Origin of the sequence: Streptomyces sp. NPDC058221, assembly GCF_042882365.1 — a bacterium.
In the GTDB taxonomy this organism is placed as follows: Bacteria; Actinomycetota; Actinomycetes; order Streptomycetales; family Streptomycetaceae; genus Streptomyces.
Genome location: NZ_JBHVWF010000046.1, coordinates 16,880 through 38,943 on the forward strand (window position 1 = coordinate 16,880; position 22,064 = coordinate 38,943).

General features: G+C 69.5%; 24 protein-coding genes. 12 read left to right on the forward strand and 12 right to left on the reverse strand.

Annotated features, from left to right (window positions below; translation table 11 throughout):
* Positions 1-47: 47 nt before the first annotated feature.
* A complete protein-coding gene (locus ACFVW8_RS16970) occupies positions 48-707 on the reverse strand; it encodes a response regulator (protein WP_389690595.1) in 660 nt (219 codons plus the stop codon).
* Positions 708-1,046: 339 nt separating this feature from the next.
* Between ACFVW8_RS16970 and pdhA the strand changes: the two genes are divergently transcribed.
* From pdhA to ACFVW8_RS16990, 4 genes are all read left to right on the forward strand, one after another.
* The gene (gene pdhA / locus ACFVW8_RS16975; protein ID WP_389690597.1) at positions 1,047-2,210 is read left to right on the forward strand and encodes a pyruvate dehydrogenase (acetyl-transferring) E1 component subunit alpha; all 1,164 of its coding nucleotides are present in this window, start codon (positions 1,047-1,049) and stop codon (positions 2,208-2,210) included.
* Positions 2,211-2,212: 2 nt separating this feature from the next.
* Positions 2,213-3,193: an alpha-ketoacid dehydrogenase subunit beta gene (locus ACFVW8_RS16980; RefSeq protein WP_389690599.1), complete on the forward strand. Its 981-nt coding sequence runs from the start codon at positions 2,213-2,215 to the stop codon at positions 3,191-3,193.
* Between the two features lie 10 nt (positions 3,194-3,203).
* Complete coding sequence (locus ACFVW8_RS16985) at positions 3,204-4,616, forward strand: dihydrolipoamide acetyltransferase family protein (protein ID WP_389690601.1); 1,413 nt, start codon at positions 3,204-3,206, stop codon at positions 4,614-4,616.
* Positions 4,617-4,768: 152 nt separating this feature from the next.
* A complete protein-coding gene (locus tag ACFVW8_RS16990) occupies positions 4,769-5,305 on the forward strand; it encodes a hypothetical protein (RefSeq protein ID WP_389690603.1) in 537 nt (178 codons plus the stop codon).
* Between the two features lie 43 nt (positions 5,306-5,348).
* Here the strand turns inward: ACFVW8_RS16990 and ACFVW8_RS16995 are convergent, their stop codons facing one another.
* Both ACFVW8_RS16995 and ACFVW8_RS17000 read right to left on the reverse strand, forming a co-directional pair.
* Positions 5,349-6,560: a beta-ketoacyl-[acyl-carrier-protein] synthase family protein gene (locus ACFVW8_RS16995; RefSeq protein WP_389690665.1), complete on the reverse strand. Its 1,212-nt coding sequence runs from the start codon at positions 6,558-6,560 to the stop codon at positions 5,349-5,351.
* Between the two features lie 170 nt (positions 6,561-6,730).
* Positions 6,731-7,165: an ATP-binding protein gene (locus tag ACFVW8_RS17000; RefSeq protein ID WP_389690605.1), complete on the reverse strand. Its 435-nt coding sequence runs from the start codon at positions 7,163-7,165 to the stop codon at positions 6,731-6,733.
* Between the two features lie 220 nt (positions 7,166-7,385).
* On the opposite strand from ACFVW8_RS17000, the gene ACFVW8_RS17005 reads away from it, so the two are divergent.
* The 3 genes from ACFVW8_RS17005 to ACFVW8_RS17015 all read left to right on the forward strand — a co-directional run bounded on the left by ACFVW8_RS17005 (position 7,386) and on the right by ACFVW8_RS17015 (position 9,328).
* Positions 7,386-8,273: a helix-turn-helix domain-containing protein gene (locus ACFVW8_RS17005; RefSeq protein WP_389690607.1), complete on the forward strand. Its 888-nt coding sequence runs from the start codon at positions 7,386-7,388 to the stop codon at positions 8,271-8,273.
* A complete protein-coding gene (locus tag ACFVW8_RS17010; RefSeq protein WP_389690609.1) occupies positions 8,270-8,446 on the forward strand; it encodes a DUF397 domain-containing protein in 177 nt (58 codons plus the stop codon). The genes ACFVW8_RS17005 and ACFVW8_RS17010 overlap by 4 nt, the downstream gene beginning before the upstream one ends.
* 195 nt (positions 8,447-8,641) lie before the next feature.
* Positions 8,642-9,328 carry a DUF4232 domain-containing protein gene (locus ACFVW8_RS17015; RefSeq protein WP_389690611.1) on the forward strand — a complete coding sequence of 229 codons (687 nt, stop codon included), beginning with the start codon at positions 8,642-8,644 and terminating at the stop codon, positions 9,326-9,328.
* A 27-nt stretch (positions 9,329-9,355) separates the two neighbouring features.
* Here the strand turns inward: ACFVW8_RS17015 and ACFVW8_RS17020 are convergent, their stop codons facing one another.
* Entirely contained in the window at positions 9,356-10,177 is an 822-nt protein-coding gene (locus ACFVW8_RS17020; protein ID WP_389690613.1) for an SDR family NAD(P)-dependent oxidoreductase, read from the reverse strand.
* A 141-nt stretch (positions 10,178-10,318) separates the two neighbouring features.
* On the opposite strand from ACFVW8_RS17020, the gene ACFVW8_RS17025 reads away from it, so the two are divergent.
* Positions 10,319-10,894, forward strand: coding sequence for a TetR/AcrR family transcriptional regulator (locus ACFVW8_RS17025; protein ID WP_389690615.1), 576 nt, complete (start codon positions 10,319-10,321; stop codon positions 10,892-10,894).
* An 88-nt stretch (positions 10,895-10,982) separates the two neighbouring features.
* Here the strand turns inward: ACFVW8_RS17025 and ACFVW8_RS17030 are convergent, their stop codons facing one another.
* Positions 10,983-11,882 carry a D-alanyl-D-alanine carboxypeptidase family protein gene (locus tag ACFVW8_RS17030; RefSeq protein ID WP_389690617.1) on the reverse strand — a complete coding sequence of 300 codons (900 nt, stop codon included), beginning with the start codon at positions 11,880-11,882 and terminating at the stop codon, positions 10,983-10,985.
* 147 nt (positions 11,883-12,029) lie between these two features.
* On the reverse strand, positions 12,030-12,605 hold the full coding sequence (locus ACFVW8_RS17035; RefSeq protein WP_389690619.1) for a hypothetical protein: 576 nt from the start codon (positions 12,603-12,605) through the stop codon (positions 12,030-12,032).
* A gap of 164 nt (positions 12,606-12,769) precedes the next feature.
* Between ACFVW8_RS17035 and ACFVW8_RS17040 the strand changes: the two genes are divergently transcribed.
* Both ACFVW8_RS17040 and ACFVW8_RS17045 read left to right on the forward strand, forming a co-directional pair.
* A complete protein-coding gene (locus ACFVW8_RS17040; protein WP_389690621.1) occupies positions 12,770-13,444 on the forward strand; it encodes a GntR family transcriptional regulator in 675 nt (224 codons plus the stop codon).
* A complete protein-coding gene (locus ACFVW8_RS17045) occupies positions 13,441-14,748 on the forward strand; it encodes a nitrate/nitrite transporter (RefSeq protein ID WP_389690623.1) in 1,308 nt (435 codons plus the stop codon). The genes ACFVW8_RS17040 and ACFVW8_RS17045 overlap by 4 nt, the downstream gene beginning before the upstream one ends.
* 59 nt (positions 14,749-14,807) lie before the next feature.
* Here ACFVW8_RS17045 and ACFVW8_RS17050 read toward each other — a convergent pair whose 3' ends face one another.
* Positions 14,808-15,632, reverse strand: a complete 825-nt coding sequence (locus tag ACFVW8_RS17050) for a maleylpyruvate isomerase family mycothiol-dependent enzyme (protein WP_389690625.1) — start codon at positions 15,630-15,632, stop codon at positions 14,808-14,810.
* Between the two features lie 180 nt (positions 15,633-15,812).
* Between ACFVW8_RS17050 and ACFVW8_RS17055 the strand changes: the two genes are divergently transcribed.
* Positions 15,813-16,613 carry a carbon-nitrogen family hydrolase gene (locus tag ACFVW8_RS17055; RefSeq protein WP_389690627.1) on the forward strand — a complete coding sequence of 267 codons (801 nt, stop codon included), beginning with the start codon at positions 15,813-15,815 and terminating at the stop codon, positions 16,611-16,613.
* 51 nt (positions 16,614-16,664) lie between these two features.
* Here ACFVW8_RS17055 and ACFVW8_RS17060 read toward each other — a convergent pair whose 3' ends face one another.
* Positions 16,665-17,156, reverse strand: coding sequence for an LURP-one-related/scramblase family protein (locus ACFVW8_RS17060; RefSeq protein WP_389690629.1), 492 nt, complete (start codon positions 17,154-17,156; stop codon positions 16,665-16,667).
* Positions 17,157-17,220: 64 nt separating this feature from the next.
* Between ACFVW8_RS17060 and ACFVW8_RS17065 the strand changes: the two genes are divergently transcribed.
* Positions 17,221-19,032, forward strand: coding sequence for an NHL domain-containing thioredoxin family protein (locus ACFVW8_RS17065; protein ID WP_389690631.1), 1,812 nt, complete (start codon positions 17,221-17,223; stop codon positions 19,030-19,032).
* Positions 19,033-19,075: 43 nt separating this feature from the next.
* On the opposite strand, the gene ACFVW8_RS17070 is transcribed toward ACFVW8_RS17065, so the two are convergent.
* From ACFVW8_RS17070 to ACFVW8_RS17085, 4 genes are all read right to left on the reverse strand, one after another.
* Positions 19,076-19,294: a DUF6458 family protein gene (locus tag ACFVW8_RS17070; RefSeq protein WP_389690633.1), complete on the reverse strand. Its 219-nt coding sequence runs from the start codon at positions 19,292-19,294 to the stop codon at positions 19,076-19,078.
* A 147-nt stretch (positions 19,295-19,441) separates the two neighbouring features.
* On the reverse strand, positions 19,442-20,581 hold the full coding sequence (locus ACFVW8_RS17075) for a hypothetical protein (RefSeq protein ID WP_389690635.1): 1,140 nt from the start codon (positions 20,579-20,581) through the stop codon (positions 19,442-19,444).
* Positions 20,582-20,712: 131 nt separating this feature from the next.
* A complete protein-coding gene (locus ACFVW8_RS17080; protein ID WP_389690637.1) occupies positions 20,713-21,444 on the reverse strand; it encodes a cysteine hydrolase family protein in 732 nt (243 codons plus the stop codon).
* Entirely contained in the window at positions 21,444-22,034 is a 591-nt protein-coding gene (locus ACFVW8_RS17085; protein ID WP_389690639.1) for an isochorismatase family protein, read from the reverse strand. The genes ACFVW8_RS17080 and ACFVW8_RS17085 overlap by 1 nt, the downstream gene beginning before the upstream one ends.
* Between the last annotated feature and the right edge of the window lie 30 nt (positions 22,035-22,064).

Below are 22,064 nucleotides of genomic sequence, written 5' to 3' on the forward strand. Positions count from 1 at the left end.
CCGGGCTGTACGGGACCAAAGTCCCGAGAAGATCCCGGTCGTCGGGTTCAGCGCTTTTCGGCCTGCAGTCGCGCCACATAGGCGGCTGCCTGCGAGCGGCGTTCCATTCCGAGTTTCGAGAGCAGGCTGGAGACGTAATTCTTGATCGTTTTCTCGGCGAGATGCAGCCGCTCCCCGATCACCCGGTTCGTCAGCCCTTCCCCGATCAGATCCAGGATCTTGCGTTCCTGCTCCGTGAGTCCGGCGAGTTTGTCGTCGCCGCGGCCCTTCTTCCCGTCGCGCAGCCGCTCCAGCACCCGCGCCGTGGCCACCGGGTCGAGCAGCGACTTCCCCGCCGCCACGTCCCGTACGGCGTTCAGCAGCTCGTTGCCGCGGATCGCCTTGAGCACATATCCGGAGGCGCCCGCCATGATCGCGTCGAAGAGCGCCTCGTCATCGGCGTACGAGGTCAGCATCAGGCAGTTGATGGACTCGTCGCGGGACCGGATCTCCCGGCAGACCTCCACCCCGCTGCCGTCCGGCAGCCGTACGTCCAGGACGGCGACATCGGGCCGGGTCGCGGGGATGCGGACCAGCGCGTCCTCGGCCGTGCCGGCCTCGCCGACCACCTCGATGTCGTCCTCGACGGAGAGGAGCTCATGGACTCCGCGGCGGACGACTTCGTGGTCATCCAACAGAAAAACGGTGATTTTTCCTTCTTTGCGCACAAACGCAGTCTCACACACTCCCCCCTTCCCTGCCGCTGTCGGGCGGGATAACGTGCCGTTGTTCCGGCGGCCTGCAAGGCTGTTACCAGTGCTGTGACCAGCGAGTGTTCCCGAATTCCTCGATTTACTTGGATATCCAAGCAAAATCGCAGGTCAGATAGGGTTTCGCAGTTACGCGAGGCACTGGGTAACGTGCCTCGTACAGGGCGCTCGCCGGGGCACCTGTCACGCCTGTTCCCGGACCGAGCGGCACCCACCCCGTGCACGGGTACGGACACAGGCGAGCCGCACTGGTCTCCCGGCAGACCCCGGGGGCCGGACCGACGGAGGAGCACGCACGTGACCGTGGAGAGCACTGCTGCCGCGCGTAAGCCGCGACGCAGCAGCAAGCGGACCAGCGCCGCGAAGACGCCCGCGAAGACGCCGGAGACATCCGGTCCCGAGCTCGTACAGCTGCTGACGCCCGAGGGCGAACGCGTCGAGCACCCGGACTACTCGATCGACCTGACCGCCGACGAGCTGCGCGGTCTGTACCGGGACATGGTCCTGACCCGCCGCTTCGACGCCGAGGCCACCGCGCTGCAGCGCCAGGGCGAGCTGGGCCTGTGGGCCTCGCTGCTGGGCCAGGAGGCCGCCCAGATCGGCTCCGGCCGGGCACTGCGTGACGACGACTACGTCTTCCCGACCTACCGCGAGCACGGCGTCGCCTGGTGCCGCGGGGTCGACCCGACCAATCTGCTCGGGATGTTCCGCGGTGTGAACCACGGCGGCTGGGACCCGAACACCAACAACTTCCACCTGTACACGATCGTCATCGGCTCGCAGACGCTGCACGCCACCGGTTACGCCATGGGTGTGGCCAAGGACGGCGCGGACTCCGCCGTGATCGCGTACTTCGGAGACGGCGCCTCCAGCCAGGGCGATGTCGCCGAGGCCTTCACCTTCTCCGCGGTCTACAACGCCCCCGTGGTGTTCTTCTGCCAGAACAACCAGTGGGCGATCTCCGAGCCGACCGAGAAGCAGACCCGGGTGCCGCTCTACCAGCGCGCCCAGGGCTTCGGTTTCCCCGGCGTCCGGGTCGACGGCAACGACGTGCTGGCCTGCCTGGCCGTCACCAGGTCCGCCCTGGAGCGGGCCCGCCGCGGCGAAGGCCCCACGCTCGTTGAGGCGTTCACCTACCGGATGGGCGCGCACACCACCTCCGACGACCCGACGAAGTACCGGGCCGACGAGGAGCGCGCCTCCTGGGAGGCCAAGGACCCGATCCTGCGTCTGCGGACGTACCTGGAGAAGCAGGGCGCCGCCGACGAGGCGTTCTTCACCGCCCTCGACGAGGAGAGCGAGACCCTCGGCAAGCGGGTGCGTGAGGCGGTACGTGGCATGCCCCAGCCGGACCGGATGGCGATCTTCGACCACGCCTACGCCGACGGGAGCGCCCTCGTCGACGAGGAGCGCGCCCAGTTCGCCGCCTACCAGGCATCGTTCGCCGAGGAGGGCAAGTAACCATGGCCGTGGAAAAGATGTCGATCGCGAAGGCGCTCAACGAGTCGCTGCGCAAGGCCCTCGACACCGACCCCAAGACCCTCATCATGGGTGAGGACGTCGGCAAGCTGGGCGGGGTCTTCCGGATCACCGACGGTCTCCAGAAGGACTTCGGCGAGGGCCGGGTCATCGACACCCCGCTCGCCGAGTCCGGCATCGTCGGTACGGCGATCGGCCTGGCGCTGCGCGGCTACCGGCCGGTCGTGGAGATCCAGTTCGACGGTTTCGTCTTCCCCGCGTACGACCAGATCGTCACGCAGCTCGCGAAGATGCACGCCCGCTCGCTCGGCAAGATCAAGCTGCCGGTCGTCGTGCGGATCCCGTACGGCGGCGGGATCGGCGCCGTGGAGCACCACAGCGAGTCGCCCGAGGCGCTGTTCGCGCATGTCGCGGGCCTGAAGGTGGTCTCGCCCTCCAACGCGTCGGACGCGTACTGGATGATGCAGCAGGCCGTGCAGAGCGATGACCCGGTCATCTTCTTCGAGCCGAAGCGCCGCTACTGGGACAAGGGCGAGGTCGACACCGAGTCCATTCCGGGCGGGCTGCACCGGGCGTCCGTCGCCCGTACCGGCACGGATCTCACGCTGGTCGCGTACGGGCCGATGGTGAAGGTCTGTCTGGAGGCCGCCGCGGCCGCCCAGGAGGAGGGCAAGTCGGTCGAGGTCGTGGACCTGCGCTCGATGTCCCCGATCGACTTCGACGCCATCCAGGCCTCGGTGGAGAAGACCCGCCGGCTGGTCGTGGTCCATGAGGCGCCGGTGTTCTACGGCTCCGGCGCGGAGATCGCCGCCCGGATCACCGAGCGCTGCTTCTACCACCTGGAGGCACCCGTGCTCAGGGTCGGCGGCTATCACGTCCCGTACCCGCCGGCCCGGCTGGAGGACGAGTACCTGCCCGGTCTGGACCGTGTGCTCGACGCCGTCGACCGCTCGCTGGCGTACTGAGGACTGGGGCGTGACAACGATGACCGATACTTCCAACGCTGTTCGCTTCCGTGAGTTCAAGATGCCCGACGTGGGCGAGGGACTGACCGAGGCCGAGATCCTCAAGTGGTTCGTCCAGCCGGGCGACACCGTCACCGACGGCCAGGTCGTCTGCGAGGTCGAGACGGCGAAGGCGGCCGTGGAGCTGCCCATCCCGTTCGACGGCGTGGTCCACGAACTGCGCTTCCCCGAGGGCACGACCGTCGACGTCGGCCAGGTGATCATCGCGGTGGACGTGGCACCGGGTTCCGGTGACGCGGTGCCGGCGGAGCCGGCGGTGGAGCCGGAGGCCGCACCGGCCGCCGAGCCGGAGCCGGAGGCCGAGGCGCCGAAGGGCCGTCAGCCCGTGCTGGTCGGCTACGGCGTTGCCGAGTCCTCCACCAAGCGGCGCGCCCGCAAGGGCACCGAGGCGGCGCCCGCCGCCGCGTCGGCCGCGATCCAGGGCGAGATGAACGGCCACGGCACGGCTGCCGCCCCCGAGGCCCGTCCGCTGGCGAAGCCGCCGGTGCGCAAGCTGGCCAAGGACCTGGGCATCGACCTGGCGACGGTCACCCCGACCGGTGACGGCGGCATCATCACCCGCGAGGACGTGCACGCGGCGGCGACGCCGGCACCGGCGCACGCGCCGGTGCAGACCGAGGCCCCGGCCCCGGTCGTGGCCCCCGTCCCGGTGGCGGCGGGTGCACGCGAGACGCGTATCCCCGTCAAGGGCGTGCGAAAGGCCATCGCGCAGGCGATGGTCGGCAGCGCGTTCACGGCGCCGCACGTCACGGAGTTCGTCACCGTCGACGTCACGCGCACGATGAAGCTCGTGGCGGAGCTCAAGGAGGACAAGGAGATGGCGGGGGTGCGGGTCAACCCGCTCCTGATCATCGCCAAGGCCCTCCTCGTCGCGATCAAGCGCCACCCCGAGGTCAACGCCGCCTGGGACGAGGTGAACCAGGAGATCGTGCAGAAGCACTACGTCAACCTGGGCATCGCCGCCGCGACCCCGCGCGGACTGATCGTCCCGAACATCAAGGACGCGCACGAGCAGACGCTGCCGCAACTGGCCGCGTCCCTGGGCGAGCTGGTCTCCACCGCCCGCGAGGGCAGGACGTCTCCCGCCGCGATGGCGGGCGGCACGGTGACCATCACCAACGTCGGCGTCTTCGGCGTCGACACCGGCACCCCGATCCTGAACCCGGGCGAGTCCGCGATCCTCGCGGTCGGCGCGATCAAGCTCCAGCCCTGGGTCCACAAGGGCAAGGTGAAGCCCCGTCAGGTGACCACGCTGGCCCTGTCGTTCGACCACCGCCTGGTCGACGGCGAGCTCGGCTCCAAGGTCCTCGCGGACGTCGCCGCGATCCTGGAACAGCCGAAGCGTCTGATCACCTGGGCGTAGCTGTGTGCGAGGGGCCCGCGCTGTGCTTGCGCGGGCCCCTCGGCATGTCCGGGGAGGTGTGAAAAAGAGCCGATGAGCCACGGGCCGTCCCGTCGGCCGTCTACTCTGCGGACACCCCGCGCTGCCCGTCGCAGCCACCCGAGGAGGCCCCGGTGTCATCCAGTTGCGATCCCCAGCACGCTCCCGCCGGTGATGTGGGTGCGGCGCTCATGATGATCGACTCCCGGCTCAAGAGCGTGTACGACGGCAGTCCTGGGCCCGACCCCGAACAGCAGGCGCTGCTCGAGCAGTTCATCGCCTCGTTGGGTCCCGGGGGCGCCGATGAGGTGGTGGACGGCACGTGCACGCTCATCTATATGTTCATGACGTGGCTGCGGCAGGCGCATGAGTCCCACGACAAGGACGTCATCGAGTACGTGGTGCCGACCCTTGTGGCTTCGATGCGCATGATGCCCAAGAGCATCCCCGTCGAGGTCATCCCCACGATGTCCGGCCTGGTCGTCGCCGCGGGCACGGGCCTCAGCCCCAACCTCTGGCGCAAGCAGTACGGAGACTGGACCGAGGCGGAGCTGACGCCCCTCGAAGCCACCGCGTTCCTGCTCGCGGAGCAGATCAACCGCATCGCCGACGACCGCGACTTCGCCACCCGCATGATCGCCGAAGCGCTGACCAGCGCGGACGAGAGCTGACGAGGGCTGACGAGGCGCGTCCCTTCCGGCTCGGTCTCCGGCGTCACTTGGTGAGGACGAGGCTGACGTTGTGTCCGCCGAACCCGAACGAGTTGGCCAGCGCACCGGACCACCGGCCGACGCGAGGCTCGCCGCGCACCACGTCGAGCCCGATGCGCGGGTCGAGTTCGTCGAGGTTGCGCGTGGCGGGAAGCATGCCGTCCCTGAGCGCGAACAGGGCGGCCAGGGCGCCGATCGTTCCGGACGCGCCCAACATGTGACCGGTCATCGACTTCGTCGCCGTCACCGCGGCGTGGCTGCCGATCACCCGGCCGATCGCCTCGGCCTCCGCCAGGTCACCGGACTCCGTCGAGGTGGCGTGGGCGTGTACGACCCCGATGTCAGCCGGGGTCAGACCGGCGTCGCGCAGGGCCAGTTCCATGGTGGAGGCCTGGCCTTCCGCGTCGGAGGCCGTGATGTGGTCCGCGCTCGAACTCACGGCGCTGCCGGCCAGCGTGCCGTAGGCGCGTGCTCCACGGGCCCGGGCGAACTCGGTGCGTTCGAGCACCATCATCCCCGCGCCCTCGCCCATGACGAACCCGGACCGCTGGACGTCGAACGGGCGGGACACGGCCTCAGGGTCGAGGGACCGCGTCGACAGGGCCTTCATCTGGGCGAACGCCGCGAGGGTGAAGGGGTGCAGGCACGCCTCCACGCCACCTGCGACGACCACGTCCGCCCGCCCGCTGCGGATCAGATCCTGCCCCAGGGCGAGGGCCTCCGCCCCGGACGCACAGGCACTCACCACAGTCCTGGCGCCGCCCTTCGCCCCGAGGTCCATGCTCACCCAGGCAGCGGGGCCATTGGGCATCAGCATGGGGACGGTGAACGGCGACATACGGCGGATCCCGGCGCGTTCGAAGACATCGTCCTGCGCCAGCGTGCTGAGGACGCCACCGGTCCCCGTACCGATGACGACGGCGAGCCGTTCCGGCTCGACCTGCGGAACGCCGGCGTCCTGCCAGGCTTCGCGCGCACTGAGTATCGCCACCTGCTCACCGCGGTCCAGCTTCCTGGCCTCGGTCCTCGGCAGCAGGGAGGCAGGGTCCACGGTGAGCCAGGCCGCCACGTGCACGGGAAGGTCGGCGGTCCATTCCTCCTCCAGGAGACGCACCCCCGACCTGCCGTCCAGCAGCCCCGACCACGACGACGGAGCATCGGCTCCCAGCGGCGTCATCGCACCGACGCCCGTCACCGACACATGCCCCTTGCGGATCACACGAGCCTCCTTGGGTTGTATGGATACAACATGGGGTGTGACTTGCCCTGCGGAGATCATTCCAGCGTTCAGAAGGGAATTCAGGGCGAGAGCTGACCGATTCGAGAGTGTGAGTTTGTGCTATCTCAACAATGGCGTGCGGGTGGGTGGCCAGGGCGCCCGGCACGTCAACGGGCGGGTCTTCCGACGGTGAGTTCGGCGAAGACGGTCTTGCCGACGGTGCGCGGCTCGACGCCCCAGCGGTCGGCGAGCCGGGCGACGATGAGCAGCCCGCGCCCGTAGCAGTCGTCGGCGCCCGCTTCGCGCAGCCCGGGCAGCCGTTCGCCGCGCGGATCGCTGACCTCGATACGGAGGACGGCGGCGGTGAGGATGAGGTGGACCCGGAAGAGCCGGCCCCGCATGCAGCCGTGCAGTAACGCGTTGGTCGCCAACTCGCTGACCAGGAGGGCGGTTTCGCCTGCGAGGTGGGAGTGTCCCCAGTCGGTGACGAGGCGTGCGGCACGTCGTCGGCAGAGGGTGACGCTGCGGGCGGTGGGGGTGTAGTCGAGGCGGTCCTCCTGGAGTGGAGGGTCGGGCTCTGTGGCCTCTTGGGCTGCGGTCATGGTCGCGTGCCTCTCGGTGGGGGCGGTGGCAATGCCGGACCTGCCCGGGCAGGGCGGTGCGCTTCCGCCGCGCTGACGCTCTTACGTAGGCGACGGAGTACCGAACGTAGCGATCCAGGAGACGTCGCACAATCTCTCAGGGATAATTATCCCCAGACGTGTGATTGTGACCGTCTGATCCACCGATGCAGACTGGGCCGGACTCAGGAGGTGTTGAACGGTGCCGAAGGTGCGCGCGGACTTGGGGAATCGCGTTTCTACTGTCCTTGCTCGACAGTTGGGCGGTCAGTTGCTGACTTTCCGCGAGGCTGCGGGGCTGAATCAGACGCAGGCGGCGGGTGCCCTCAGCGCCCAGGCGGCCAAGGTTGCCAAAATGGAGCGCGGCTGGGTGCCGTTCCGCGATCCGGACATTGTGGCTCTGTGCCGCTTGTACGGGATTGACGGCCCTGAAGTGGTCGATGGGCTGCTGCGGTTGGCCAAGCTCGATCGCGAGAGGCGGAGGGCGAAGGGCTGGTGGGCCAGCCCGCTGACTGCCGGCAATCTGCGCGAGTACATCGCCATGGAGGACGTTGCTCTCAAGGTGCGAACGTGGCAACTCGCCCTGATCCCGGGCCTCTTCCAGACGCCGGAGTACACGCGGTCCCTGGCAGTGGCAGCCGTGTCACCCGATGAGATCGACGAGGTTGAGCGCATCGTCGAGGTCCGGTTGCGCCGTCAGCGCCGCCTCGGAGGTGCGACCCCGCTCCGTGTGCACGCAGTGATCTGGGAGGCCGCGCTGCGGCAGATGATCGGCGGGCCCCAGGTCATGCGACAGCAGCTGGAGCATCTGCGCGAGCTGGCCGAGGAGCCCACCATCGACGTGCAGGTGCTGCCCTTCCGGGCCGGGGTGCACTCCTGCGGTGGTGGTTCGTTCAATATCCTTACGTTCGCCGAGGAAGGCGCCATGGATGTGGTGCACATGGACGGTCTGCGCAACACCAACTGGGTGGAGGGTGTGGAGGAGAGTGCCTCGTACACCGAACTGTTCGCGCGCACCTGCGCCCTCAGCCTGTCGCCGTACGACTCGATGCGGGTCGTCGAAAGCATTGCCAAAGGGATGAACGAATGACTGCTTTCCGCTTCACGAAGTCCAGCTACAGCGAGCCGAACGGCGAGTGCGTCGAGGTCGCCCGCAACATCCCCGGCACGGTCGCCGTTCGCGACTCCAAGGCCCCCGACACCGTCCTGGTGGTCGCCCCCGCCGCGTGGAACGCCTTCCGGGCCGGGCTGCGCCAGGCATAAACGCAGGTCAGGGGCATCGTCCTGACGGCCCGTCGGGCCGATCCGGCTCGTTGCGTGTGTAACAGCCGTGTCTTAGCCCGGGGACAAGCGGAACGGCCATGTGCTCCGGGCCGCTCCTGTTGGTCAGAAGCGCTCGCTGGTACCGACCCGTACCGAGTGGGCCGGTACTGACCAACCGATGCTGAGGACGAAACCATGCGCGCTCGTAAGCTCACCTTCGCTGCTGTGGCCCTTGCCGCGGGCCTCTCGCTCACGGCCTGCCAGAACGACGACAACGCGATGGGACAGACCGACCCGTCGGCCGGTTCGTCCGCGTCGTCCGCGTCCTCCTCCGGCGGTGGCTCGGCCTCGAACGTTGCGGACCAGGGCGGTGTCAAGGAGTCCGCCGCCCCGGACTCCGTCGGTTCGACCTCCGGTGGCTCGGCCTCCGGCGGGAGCGGGAGCGGCTCCGGTGCAAAGACCGGCAAGTGCACCACCGACGGGCTGGAGATCACGGCGAAGAACGACTACATCGACGGCGACCCCGACGGAACCGTCGTGGTGCGGCTGACGAACGGCAGCGGCGCCGACTGCGTGATCTCCGGGTTCGCGGGCGTCGACCTGGAGACCAGCGCGGGGACGATCAACGCCACGCGTAAGGGCGACCCCGGCGACCCGTACACCCTCAAGAACGGTAAGGAGATCGACTTCTACGTCAGCTACCCGCTCAACAAGACGGGCGGCTCCGGCGTCAGCATCACGGGTCTTGTGGTGACCCCGCCGAACGAGACGAAGTCGGTCACCCTCGACTGGCCGGGCGAGAGCTCGCTGCCCGCGGGGGACAGCGGCAACGGTGACCAGGTGCTGGTCGGCCCGGTCGGCAGCGCCGGCCAGGGCGGCTGACCGGAGCGACGCGCGCAGAGGCGGACCTCATGCGGCGGGTTCCCGTGCCGTCGATACGGCGGCCGACGGGGCCGCCAGGACCTTGCGCGTGACGCGTTCGGCGATGGCGGCGACCAGGGTGCGGGGGCGTCGGGGTGTGAGGTGGGCGCCGAGAGCATTGCCGAGGCCGGGGGCGATGTAGCCCCGGTCGCGGTCCAGCGCACGCAGGGCGGCCCGTACGACGGGCTCCGGCGTGGTCATGGAACCGGTGACGGCCGCCTTGCGGGTGCCGATGGTGTCGAAGAAGGCGGTCTCGACCGGTCCGGGGCACAGCGTGAGCACGCGGATGCCGCGCCGGCGGTACTCCTGGCGCAGGGCGAGACCGAAGTTCAGGACGAAGGCCTTGGCCGCCCCGTAGACGGCGAAGTACGGGGCGGGCTGGAAGGCCGCGTTGGACGCGACGTTCACGACCGCTCCGGCACCGCGCTCCAGCATGCCGGGCAGGAGCAGGTGGGTGAGGTCGACGAGGGCGACGACGTTGACCATGAGCTGGTCGTGGTCGCGGGCCCAGGAGATCTCCTCGAAGTGGCCGCAGGTGCCGAAACCGGCGTTGTTGACCAGCAGATCGACGCGCAGCCCACGGGCCGTCAGCTCGTCGGCGACGCGGCGGCCCGCGTCCGGCTCCGCGAGGTCCTGGACCAGTACATGGGCGCGGACGCCGTGCTCGGCGGTCAGGCGCTCGGCGAGCTCGGCCAGCCGGTCGCCTGACCGTGCCAGCAGGATCACCTCGTGCCCACGGGCGGCGAGCTGCTCGGCGAACTCCGCGCCGAGGCCGGACGAGGCTCCGGTGATGAGGGCGGTGCTGTCCATGAGTTCCTCCATCGATCGACGGCAACTGGAACAGGACAGTACTGGAATTTCATCGAAGTGCAACAGCCTTGATGCAGCTATGGTGGCGACTGCATCGTGCTTGTACTGTGTTTCGGGACAGGTGGGCTGGTTGGAGGCGTAATGGGTGAGACGGCGGCGCGAACGTTGCGGGCGGACGCGGAGCGCAGTGTGCGCGCTGTCCTGGAGGCGGCCGAGCGGGTGCTCGCGGCGGATCCCGGCGCGTCCATGGAGCAGATCGCCGCGGCTGCGGGGGTCGCCCGGACGACGGTTCACCGGCGGTTCGCCAACCGGCAGTCGCTGATCGAGGCGCTGGCGCTGTCCGCGGCCCGGCAGCTGGCGCAGGCGGTGGACGACGGCAGGCCGGACACCGCGCCGCCGCTGGTGGCGATGCACCGGATCACGGCCAACGTGCTCCAGGTCAAGGGCGCTTGGGCATTCGCCCTGGAGCTGCCGGCCGGCCCGGGCAGCGAGGCTGCCGCCCTCCAGCAGGACATCGACGGCCGCTGCGTCGACGTGCTGCGGCGGGCCCAGGCCGACGGGCTCATCGACGGAGCGGCGGACCTGGAGTGGGTGCGCCGGGTGTACTACGCCCTCATCGGGGAGTCGCTGCGCGGTGGCAGCGGCGGTGCCGGCCCGGACGCACTCGCCGCCCGCATCATCGACACCCTGCTGCACGGCGCCGGGCCGCACGCCTGAACCGGGAGCCGGCGCCCGGCCGGGGCGGTACGCGAAAGTGCCCGGCAGGTGCGGGACCGCACGCGCCGGGCACCTTCGTACCGCGGGGCTACTTCTTGAAGCCGTAGTCCATGAGCTTCTTCGCGTCCGCCGTGCGGTTCGCCTCCGAGGTGGAGGTCAGGACCGTACCGATGACCGTCTTGCCCTTGCGGGTCGCGGCGAAGACCAGGCAGTACTTGGCCGCGGGGCCGGAGCCGGTCTTCACGCCGATCGTGCCGCTGTAGGAGCTCAGCAGCTTGTTGGTGTTGGTCCACGACATGTAGCGGTAGCCACCGCTCTTCGTGGTGGTCTTCTGCTTCGTCGACTTCGTCTTCACGACCGTGCGGAACGTGGAGTACTTCAGCGCGCTGCTCGCGAGCTTCGTCAGGTCACGCGGGGTCGAGTAGTTGGACCCGTTCCCTATGCCGTCGAACGAGTCGAAGTGGGTGTTCTTCAGCCCGAGCGTCTTGGCGGTGCTGTTCATCTTGCCGATGAACGACTTCACCCGGGCCGCGCGCGTGGAGCCGGAGCCGAACTTGTCGGCCAGCGCGTACGCGGCGTCGCAGCCGGACGGCAGCATCAGGCCGTACAGCAGCTGGCGGACCGAGACCTTGTCGCCCACGATGAGGCGGGCCGAGGACGCACCCTTGGAGACGATGTAGTCGCTGTAGGCCTTCTGGACCGTGACCTTGGAATCAAGGTTGAGGCCCTTCTGCGCCAGGACCACCCGGGCCGTCATGATCTTCGTGGTGGAGCCGGTGGAGCGGCGGGTGTCCGCGGCCTTGGTGAAGAGGGTCTTCCCGGTGCCGTTGTTCATCACGAAGCCGCCCTTGGCGACGATCTTCGGAGTCGGCGGCGTGGCGGCCTGTGCGGTGGACGCGAACGCGCCGCCCGCGACGACGGCACCTGCGGTGAGGGCCACCGTGGCGGATACGGAAACACGCCTTATGCCCTTAATGCCGAGTTTCAAGTTGAACGCTCCAAATGCCCCTGGATTGCGGCTACATGAGGGTGCCGCGCGCTGATGAGACTGATGAACGCGACGAATGGTTGTGGTGTGCGAGGAGTGATTTTTTACGACATCGGTGAGGGGGACGGCGGGGCGTCGCCGGCCGGGTCATCCGGGGGGCCGCGATGCCGCCGCCTCCCGGCGTCCGAGCTCCACCTCCGCCCGGTTCAGGCGTCCTGTGGAGCGGCGGATGAAGAGCGGCTGAAGGAACTGAAGCGTTCCGGCGACCAGCAGGACAGCGGCCTGCCAGATGGGTCCGTCCAGGAGCTGCCACGCCGCGCCCGCCACGAATGCCATGGCCAGCGCCCGGTGGGCCCAGCGGAAGCGGGCCAGCTTCGCCACGCTTGTGCGCTGATGGGCCAGTACGCGGCTCATCGCAGCCCGCTCCTCGGGGCTGTCGGGGATGTCGGCGCGCTGGATGCGCCGCAGGAGCGGGCGAAGGCTCTTCGCCGGTACGTCGATCTGCCGTGCCGTGGACCGGCCGGCGTGCATCCCCAGCACCGTTCCGACGGCGACGGTGAGGAGGACCAGGGCGGCTGCCGTCAGCGCCGGGTGCTCTCTCCAGCTGAACGCCGTGCCCGCCCCGACCGCGCCTCCTGTCATGCCGATGACGACGATGTACACCGTCAGCCCGGTCCTCGGCCGGTCGTGACGCCGTCTCTTGCCGGTGCCGGTCTTCGGCATGGTCCCCGCCCCTGACCTTGTGGGGCGCTCTCTCGGCGCCCCGGAGCCTTCCGTGTACCCGCGTTCGGCGGGCGTGCACGGAAGGTGCGGGTCGTGCGCCCCCGGCGCGGTCCAGTATCCGGACGCGCCGTTGTCTGCATCCATGTTGTATCTATGCTGTGTGCATGCCTGCCCCAGCCTCGTCGCCCGTCCGCCCGCCCGCGAAGCAGCCCCCAGCCGCCGAGCGCGTATACACCCACATCAAGGACGCGGTCCTGGACCGCCGCTACGAGGGTGGGACGCTCCTGACCGAGGGCGATCTCGCGGAGGCCGTGGGGGTCTCCCGTACGCCCGTGCGCGAGGCGCTGCTGCGGCTGGAGGTCGAGGGGCTGATCAAGCTCTACCCGAAGAAGGGCGCCCTGGTGCTCGCCGTCTCCGCGCAGGAGATCGCGGACGTGGTGGAGACCCGGCTGCTCGTCGAGGAGTTCGCCGTGCGCAGGGCCGTGCCCGCGTCGGCGAAGCTGATCGCCCGTCTCGAGGAGCTCCTGGAGGAGCAGCGGCAGATGTCGGAGGCCGGTGATCTGGCGGCCGTCTCCGTGAAGGACCGCTGTTTCCACGCCGAGATCGTCCGCAACGCGGGCAACGAGATCCTGTCCCGGCTCTACGACCAGCTGCGCGACCGGCAGCTGCGGATGGGTGTCGCCGTCATGGAGGCCCACCCCGGCAGGATCGCCGCCAACATAGCCGAGCACGGCGAGCTGCTGGAGGCCATCAGGACCGGTGACGCGGATGCTGCCGCGCACGTCGTGCGCCGCCATGTGAGCCGGGTCAAGGTGCTGGTCAGGGGTGAGGACCGGTGACTTCCGCCGCCCCCACCCTGTCCCTGCCCGGTGATCCGCCCGGCGGCCGGCGTGCCGCCTGGGTCTGGGGCATCGGCGTCGCCGTCTACTTCGTCGCCATCATCTTCCGCACCAGCCTGGGCGTCGCCGGACTCGACGCCGCCGACCGGTTCGACGTCAACGCCTCGGCGCTCTCCACCTTCTCCATCCTCCAGCTGCTCGTCTACGCGGGCATGCAGATACCCGTCGGCCTGATGGTGGACCGGCTGGGCACCAAGAAGGTCCTCACCATCGGCGCCATCCTGTTCACCCTCGGGCAGCTCGGCTTCGCGCTCTCCCCGACGTACGGCACGGCACTGGCCTCGCGCGCCCTGCTGGGCTGCGGCGACGCCATGACGTTCATCAGCGTGCTGCGCCTGGGCACGCGCTGGTTCCCGGCCCGGCGCGGCCCGATGATCGGGCAGGTCGCCGCGCTGTTCGGGATGGCGGGCAACCTCGTCTCGACGCTCGTGATCGCCCGGTCCCTGCACAGCTTCGGCTGGACCACCACCTTCGTCGGCAGCTCACTGGCCGGGATCGTGGTCCTCGTCCTGCTGCTGCTCTTCCTCAAGGACCACCCCGAGGGCCACGCGCCGCCGCCCGCCGAGCACGCCGGCGGTGTGTACGTGCGCCGGCAGATCGCCGCCGCCTGGCGGGAACCGGGCACCCGGCTCGGGATGTGGGTGCACTTCACCACGCAGTTCCCGGCCATGGTGTTCCTGCTGCTGTGGGGCATGCCGTTCCTGGTGGAGGCGCAGGGGCTCAGCCGGGGGACCGCCGGCGAGCTGCTCACCCTGGTGGTGCTCTCCAACATGGCCGTGGGGCTCGTCTACGGACAGGTCATCGCCCGCCACCACGCGGCGCGCATCCCGCTCGCGCTGGGCACCGTCGCGATGACGGCCCTGCTGTGGGCATCGGCGATCCTGCACCCGGGGGACCACGCGCCGATGTGGCTGCTGATCACGCTGTGCGTGGTGCTCGGTGCCTGCGGGCCCGCCTCGATGATCGGCTTCGACTTCGCCCGCCCGGCCAACCCGCCGGAGCGCCAGGGCACCGCTTCGGGCATCGTCAACATGGGCGGTTTCGTCGCCTCGATGACCACGCTGTTCGCCGTCGGTGTGCTGCTGGACGCGACCGGCGACAACTACCGCATCGCCTTCGCCTCGGTCTTCGTCCTAGAGGCGATCGGAGTCGTACAGATCCTGCGGCTGCGGGCCAGGGCCGCGCACCGGGAGCGCGAGCACCATGTGATCAGCCGCGTGGAGGCCGTACACGTACCGGCGTGACCGTGGAAACGACGGCGGCGCGCCCGTCCCCCGCGGGGGTGGGCGCGCCGGTGCCGTGACTACGGGGTGACCGCGAACTTGTGCAGGATCGCGGCGGCCAGATCCTGGTCGCCCTCGACCTTGATGGTGTCGCTGACCGCGCTCGCCCGGACCCGGCCACAGGCCAGCCGGACGTACGTCTCCCAGTCCATCGCCAGCGTCGCCGCAGGACCCAGCGACGGCGCACCGTCCACCGAACCGCGGCCCTCCGCGTCGACCCGGACCGTGCGCAGGAACTCCACCGGACCGTGCACATCCACCACGACCGCCGAGTTGGGCGGTGCGCCCGCGTCCTTGGCCACCACCTTCGGCAGCGCGGCCAGCAGGGTGTCCCGGACGACGGCTGCCCCGGGGGAGTCCAGATTGCCGGGCTTCCCCAGCGTCGTCCGCAGATCCTGCTCATGCACCCAGACGTCGAAGGCGCGCATCCGCAGCGCCAGTTCGAGGGTCTGCTCGGCGCCGAGCGGCGCCCGTGTCATGGTCCCCGGGTCCCGCGTCTCGTTGCGCAGCTGACGGGACCGCCGGATGATCGTGTACTCCAGCTCGGAGGTCATCTCCGGTGCGGTGTGATGGCGCCGCACGTCGACCTGCATCTCCATGTAGCGGGCGAACTCGCTCTGCACATGGTAGAGATCGCGCGGCAGTGTGTGGATGGGGCGCGGGTCGCCGAGCTGCTCGCACTCCATGCCGATGATGTGCGACACGATGTCACGCACCGACCAGTTGGGACATGGAGTACGGCCGTTCCACTCCCCCTCGGTGAGCGGGCTCACCAGCTCGGCTATCGACTCGATGGAGTGGGTCCAGGCGTCGGCGTAGGTCTGGAGGCTGGGATGGACGGTCACGGGACCCCTCGGGCGGTTCTGCGGTGCATGGGCTGGAGAGAGCTGGGCGCGGACGGCGGGCTGCGAGCTGCGATGAGGTTCGGTCGGTCCAAGTTACGCTGCGAGCAGGCACCCCGGCAGTGCTTTCGTGTGACGATCGTAGGCCCGTGTTGACGGCTCATATGCCAGGACGGTGGTAGTGTGCGCGCCTCTCTCATCCAGATCGCAGTAGACCCGGACGAATCAGTCAATTCCCGCAGAGGGCGTGCGGCTTCGCTGATCGCGGCCCAACGGGGCGCGGATCTGGTCGTCCTGCCCGAGCTCTGGCCGGTCGGAGCCTTCGCCTATACGGAGTTCGAGGCCGAGGCCGAACCACTGCTCGGCCCCACGCACGAGGTGATGGCCAAGGCGGCCGCCGACGCCGGGGTCTGGCTGCACGCAGGCTCCTTCGTCGAGCGCGCCGATGACGGCACGCTCTACAACACCACGCTCGTCTTCACCCCCGAGGGCGAGCGGGTCGCCGCCTACCGCAAGATCCACCGCTTCGGCTTCGACAAGGGCGAGGCGGTCATGATGGGCGCCGGCGACGAGCTGGTCACCCTCGCCCTGCCGGGGACCACGATCGGCCTCGCCACCTGCTACGACCTGCGCTTCCCGGAGATGTTCCGGGGGCTGGTCGACGCGGGCGCCGAGACCCTGGTCGTCGCGGCGGGCTGGCCGGAGCGCCGTCGGGCCCACTGGACGCTGCTCGCACAGGCGCGTGCCGTGGAGAACCAGGCCTATGTGCTGGCCGTCGGCTCGGCCGGCACCCACGCCGGAATCCCGCAGGCCGGCCACAGCATCGTCGTCGACCCGTGGGGCGAGGTGCTCGCCGAGGCGGGCGCGGACGAAGAGGTGCTGGAGGTGGAGTTCGACCCGTCCCGGGTCGCCACCACCCGGGACCAGTTCCCGGCCCTCAAGGACCGCCGCCTCGGCCTCGCCCCGCCGACGGTCCTCAGGTAGGCGGCCCGTTCGGGCCGGTGCCTGTTTCACGTGAAACTGGCACCGGCCCGCTCAGTCCTCGTGCTCCTTCTCCGCCAGCACGATCACGCACACCGCGACCGCGATCAGCAGCGAGGTGTCGGCGTCCTCCCGCACGACGTCGATCCCGTATGTGTCCCGGATGGTCAGCCATCGTCGCGAGATCTGGGCCAGCAGCTCCCCGTCGTACTCCACCCCGAACTCGCGGTCCAGGATCTTGCCGCTGACGTCCAGCTCGGTGCCGTCCACCAGCGTCACGCGGTAGTGGTTGCGCAGCAGCGACAGCCGTTTCCGCTTGACCTTGGCCAACTGCTCGCCGTCCCGCTCGATGAGCATGGTGTCGCGCAGGCTGATCAGTTTCTGCTTGATCTCCACGAGGATCCGGCCCTGCGCGTCCTTCAGCTCGAAGGTGTCGCGCACGCGCATGGCCTTGCCGTCGACGAGGAAGACCTTGCGGCCGTCCGCATCCTCGATCCAGTAGTCGTCGCCGATGCCGAACACTCGTTCACGCACAAGAAGTCTCATGGCTCACAGGTTCCCCGAGGGACCTGTGGAATGCGTGGACGCCACGGTGATGTTGACTGTTGGCATGGCAACACGTGCGCGCGTCAGGGCCCCCGAACTGATCGGCAAGGGCGGCTGGCTCAATACAGGCGACCAGCAATACACCCTCGCTGACCTGCGAGGACGCATTGTGATCTTGGATTTTTGGACGTTCTGCTGTGTGAACTGCCTGCACGTCCTCGATGAGCTGCGCGAGCTGGAGGAGAGGCACCGCGACACCGTGGTGATCATCGGCGTGCACTCGCCGAAGTTCGTCCACGAGGCGGAGCACCAGGCCGTGGTCGACGCCGTCGAGCGGTACGAGGTGCACCACCCGGTGCTGGACGACCCCGAGCTCGCCACCTGGAAGCAGTACGCCGTACGCGCCTGGCCGACGCTCGTCGTCGTCGACCCCGAGGGCTATGTCGTCGCCCAGCACGCGGGCGAGGGGCACGCCCACGCCATCGAGAAGCTCGTCGAGGAGCTGGAGACCGAGCACGCCGCCAAGGGGACGCTGCGGCGCGGCGACGGGCCCTATGTGGCGCCCGAGCCGGTGGCCACGCATCTGCGGTTCCCCGGCAAGGCGCTGCTGCTCGACGACGGCGGCTTCCTGGTCTCCGACACCACCCGCCACCGGCTGGTCGAGCTGGACACGGACGGCGAGACCGTGCGCCGGCACTTCGGCACCGGTGACCGCGGGCTGACGGACGGCGGGCCCGAGGAGGTCCGCTTCAGCGAGCCGCAGGGTCTTGCGGTGCTGCCCGACGGGCGGATCGCTGTCGCCGACACGGTGAACCACGCGATCCGCGCGCTCGACCTCACGACGGGTATGACGACCACCCTGGCCGGCACCGGCCGCCAGTGGTGGCAGGGGGCGCCCACCAGTGGCGCGGGCACCGAGATCGACCTGTCCTCACCGTGGGACGTCGCCTGGTTCGACGGCCGGCTGTGGATCGCCATGGCCGGTGTGCACCAGCTCTGGACGTACGACCCGGCCGACGGCACCGTGCGGGTCGCGGCCGGCACGACGAACGAGGGGCTGGTCGACGGTCCGGGCGAGGAAGCCTGGTTCGCTCAGCCGTCCGGGCTCGCGGCCACCGAGGACCGGCTCTGGATCGCCGACTCGGAGACGTCCGCACTGCGCTACGTCGACCGGGATGGCGCCGTCCACACCGCCGTCGGCACCGGGCTCTTCGACTTCGGGCACCGTGACGGCGCCGCCGGTCAGGCACTGCTCCAGCACCCGCTGGGCGTCACCGCGCTGCCCGACGGATCCGTCGCCGTCTGCGACACGTACAACCACGCCCTGCGCCGCTATGACCCGGCGAGCGGTGAGGTCACCACGCTCGCCACGGATCTGCGCGAGCCCAGCGACGCGGTGCTGGTGGACGGCGACCTCGTGGTCGTCGAGTCCGCCAGGCACCGGCTGACCCGGCTGCGGCTGCCCGAGGAAGCGGTACGCGTCGCCGGCCGGGCACACCGCACCCAGCGCGTGGCCACCGAGATCGCCCCTGGCACGCTCCGGCTCGACGTCGTCTTCCAGGCGCCCGCCGGGCAGAAGCTGGACACCCGCTACGGGCCCTCGACCCGGCTGCTGGTCTCCTCGACCCCGCCCGAGCTGCTGGCCGGGGGCGACGGGGCGGGCACCGATCTGTTCCGTGAGCTGGTCCTCGCGGACGGGGTGACCGAGGGCGTCCTGCATGTCTCGGCGATGGCCGCGTCCTGCGACGACGACCCCGCGAACGAGTACCCGGCCTGCCATGTCCACCAGCAGGACTGGGGCGTCCCCGTCCGGCTCGGCGAAGGGGGCGCGTCCCGGCTGCCGTTGGTCCTCGCCGGGATGGACGAACAGGGCTGACGGGGTTGGGGTGCGCCCGGTCTGCGGGGCGCACCCGTCCTGGTCACAGGTGGCGTTCGTCCTCGGAAACCACCGTGGTGGTGGGGGCCGCGACCACGCGCCGGCGTCGCATGACGCTCGCGTAGACGAAGACCCCGATGACGCCGACGATCATCATGATCCAGCCGACCATGTCGACGTTGACGCTGTCCAGTTCCCAGTCGGTCGCGAAGGCGAGTATCGCCCCTGCACCGATGAGGATGATGCATCCTCCGAGTCCCATGAGTTCTGCCTCCTCGACGGACCGGAAGCTCCGGACCGTGTACGGACCGGGTACCCGGCGGGATAACGGCCATGCGTCCGGGGCCGGTTCGGCGGCAACCGACAACCGCACGCACCCCCGGCTGCCGGGGCCGGGGGTGCGGGGTGATCACACCGCGGCGGTGCGCCCGGTGATCGGGCAGGCACCGGCCGCCGCTCCGACGGAGGCGGCGGTGCGGGCGCGGGGGGCGGTTCCGCCGATCTGCTTGAGGATCTCGTCCGAGAGCAGGTCCTCCTCGCCCTTGAGAGCGTCGGCGACCTTCAGATCGGTGTTGAAGACCATCTCGGCGGCGACGTTGTCCTGGACGATCCGGGCCAGGTTGTCCAGCGCGACGAAGATCGGGTCCGACGGGGTCTCCACCGTCGGCAGGTCGATCAGGTGGGTGTCCACCTTCACCTGGTTCATGGTGCGACGGATGATGATCGAGGCCTGGTTCAGATCCGACGTGGTCCAGATCGACAGCACGGTGACGTACAGGTCGCTCCACGCCTCCTCGCCGAGCAGCGTGCGCCACCGCTTCATCAGGGCTTCGAGGCCGTTGATCTGGGCGGTGGCCGCGAAGGTCATGTTGACGCGGATGGCCGGGTAGACGGTGGCGGCGAATTTGTTGAACGACACCATGTCGAAGGTCCGTGCCCCGACGGAGGTGTCGATGAACAACATGGCCTCCCGCAGGATCGTGTCGCAGGAGGCCTCCAGGTCCGGCGGGAGATTGGCCGTGCCCAGCTTGGTGAGCGCCGTGTTCAGCGTGGCCCGGTAGGCGTTCAGCGGGGTGATCCAGCCCGTGTCCCCGGGGGCCTTGAAGACGATCATGTCCAGGTCGTGCGGGTCGATGCGTTCCGAGTTGGCGATGTTGGGGACCTGGTCGCTGAGGTAGGGCGCGAGCACCGAGTACATGCCCAGGGGTATGTGGGCGATGGACTTGGCCAGTTCGAAGTACTCGGGGACCGGGTCGACCGTCTCGATCTGCCGTCCCTCGTTGATCAGGGTGAAGCGCCCGCCGACGGCGTTGTTCTGGACGACGACGACCGGGCTGAGCTGCTTGATCAGTTCCGATTTCAGGGACGCGTAGTTCGTGCGCATCGCCGCGTTGACGTTGCGTATCGCGTCCCGGGCCGCCTTCTCGTCGGTCGCGGTGATGGCCGCTGCCGGTGCGGCCGACGCGCTGGTGGCCGACTGTGTGCTGGTGAGTAGCGTGGCCGCCCCTACGGCCGACGCGGTACCCAGGAAACCTCTACGTGTGGTCATGCCCCGTCTTCCTGCTGAGTTACGTGCTTCCTTTGCGGTGTGGGGGGAAGTTCAGGGGTGGGGGGAATCTGGGGGGAGGGAGTGCCTGGGGGGAGGGAGCGCCCGGCGGTGCGGCGGGCGGGAGAGGCTCTCTAGGCCAGGGACTTCTGCGTCGGTACGACGACTCCGTAGAGGTCCTGGACCGTGGCGAGAGCGGCCTCGTGGAGCTGTTTCGCCGGAATGCCGTTCGGCTTGCCGTTCAGCGGCAGCGGCCGGGTCGCGGAGGCGTCGGCGACCACGGTCGGCTTGTTGCCGTTGAGGAACGCGCCCTGGGTGGTGAACAGGGTGCACATGTTCGTCATGAACCCGGCGATGATGACGTTCTCGTGGCCGGCCTTCTTGACCTGTGCGGCGAGGTCGGTGCCGTGGAAACCGTCGGGGACGCTCTTCTCGACGACGGGTTCACCCTTGGCCGGCTTCAGCGCCGGGATGATCCGGCCGCCCTCCGACTTGAGGTCGTAGCCCTTGTCGACGATATGGATGACAGGGGTACCCGCCGCGCGGGCTCGCTTCAGCAGGGCTTCGGCGTTGTTCACCGCCGGCTTCCAGCCGTCGAGCTCCATCACGCCCTTGGTGTAGGTGTTCTGGTAGTCGACGAGGATGAGTGTCGAATCGGCGAGCGTGGCCGGGGTCTCGCCGAGCTTGTTCAGCTCCCGCAGCGTGGTCGTGTCCCTCGCTACGTTTCCCTCCGCGGCCTCCTTCCTCGCGGTGGCCGCGGACGGCTTGTCCTCGCGTGAGGCGGCCTCGGAGCTGCCGCACGCGGTGGCGGTGGCGGCGAGGACGATGACGGCGCCCAGGGCGACGGCGGTACGCGCCGGCTTCATCAGACGATCTCCTTCTGCGTCGGAACGACGACCCCGTACAGGTCGGCGATGGTGGCCAGCGCGCTGTAGTGCACCTGGCGGGCGTCCAGTTCGGTGCCGGCGACGGGCAGCGCACGGGTGGCGCTGGCATCGGCCACGACGGTGGGGCGGTTGCCGCGAAGGAAGGCGCCCTGGGCGGTGAACGCGACGCACATGTGGGTCATGAACCCGGCGATGACGACGTCGTTCCTGCCGGCCGCTTCGACGTGGTCGGCGAGGTCGGTGCCGTGGAAGGCGTTCGGCGCCTGCTTGACGACGACGGGCTCGCCCTCGACCGGTGCGACGCGCGGATGGATCTGTCCGATCCCGGCCCGGATGTCGTACGGGGTGCCTTCGCCGCCGTCGTTGATGACGTGGATGACCTTGGTGCCCGCCCGGCGGGCCCGTGCCAGGAGCTCGGCGGCGGCGTCGAGCGCGGCCTGCCAGCCGTCCAGCTCCATCACGCCGGTCGTGTAGGTGTTCTGGTAGTCGACGAGGATCAGGGTCGAGTCGGCGAGCTTCGCGGGGGTCTCGTCGAAGCCGTTGAGCTGTCGCAGCGTCGTCCGGGGCATGGCTGTGTCACCTGCGCGTTTCATGTCGGG